Raw genomic sequence first — 1,165 nt, forward strand, 5'->3', positions numbered from 1 at the left:
GCATGATAGGCTGGAATTAAAAGGAATTGATCTAATTACACCTGTCAGGAAGAACATGAAGCAAAAGAAAATCCTTTTCCCTAATTTTTCAAAACGTAGAAAAGTGATTGAGCGAGTTTTTTCTTTTTTGACAAATTTAGGAGCTGAGCGTTGTAAAAGTCGTTCGCCTCAAGGTTTTCAATTGAGATTAGAGATGATACTTTTAGCGTATTCTTTACTGTTAAAATCAGCTAAATCACTGGAACCAGAGACTTTAAGATATTCTATCGGGTATCAAGTCATGGCTAAATAATCAACTAGCAATTCGGGTATATATATAGAAATAGGTATATAATAAAATACATTGATAGGGAATGAAAACTAAACTATTGATAATAGTTAACCCGAATTGCTAGTTAATTTCATTGGAAAATAAATAAGTCGTGCTATCCTAATCTAAAAGCACTAAGCATTAGAAAGCTCACGACTTATATGACTTATAATAGCACACTTCCAAAAGTTTTTGTTTATTTACTGACAACCATTGAGACGCTTTATCAAACGAGTGTTCCCCTTGAGGTTCAAAACCGAAAAAACGTCCATCTCGCAACATCAGATTGCTTAGTTATCGCTTGTTACCTCTGGGGCGTACTGCATTTTAGTGAAACGCTTAAAGCTAAGCACCAATTGGCTCAAAGTTTATTTCCTAATTTCCTAGAATATTCTCGCTTTGTCCGCCGTTGTAATGCCCTCTTACCGAGTATCCAAGTCATTCGCCAAGCACTCGTCTTTAAAGAGGTTGAAGGAATGAGTGTATCCATTATTGACAGCTTCCCCATTCCTTTGTGTCAGCCTATTCGTAATTTCAGAAGCAAAGTTCTTGGAGATTATGCCAATGTTGGCTACAATGCTACAAAGGGACAGTACTTCTATGGATGTAAATGTCATGCTTTAGTCAGTGAATCAGGCTATGTCATAGACTACACAATTACTCCTGCTTCAATGGCTGATAGTTCAATGACCGAGGAAGTGTTGAGTCAATTTGGGACACCAACAGTCCTTGGAGATATGGGATATCTAGGTCAGTCACTGCATGAAAGGCTGGAATTAGAAGGAATTGATCTAATTACACCTGTCAGGAAGAACATGAAGCAAAAGAAAATCCTTTTCCCTAATTTTTCAAAAC

2 protein-coding genes are annotated in these 1,165 nt (G+C 36.8%); both read left to right on the forward strand.

What is annotated here, in order from left to right; genetic code table 11:
• Positions 1-292 (forward strand): transposase (locus ABT369_RS57835; RefSeq protein ID WP_350627281.1); only part of this gene is annotated, 292 nt, incomplete at its 5' end.
• 179 nt (positions 293-471) lie between these two features.
• Positions 472-1,165: IS982-like element ISLll1 family transposase (locus ABT369_RS57840; RefSeq protein WP_350627283.1), on the forward strand; the 694-nt coding region annotated here is incomplete at its 3' end.

Source organism: Dactylosporangium sp. NPDC000244 (genome assembly GCF_040300725.1).
Lineage (GTDB): Bacteria > Actinomycetota > Actinomycetes > Mycobacteriales > Micromonosporaceae > Dactylosporangium.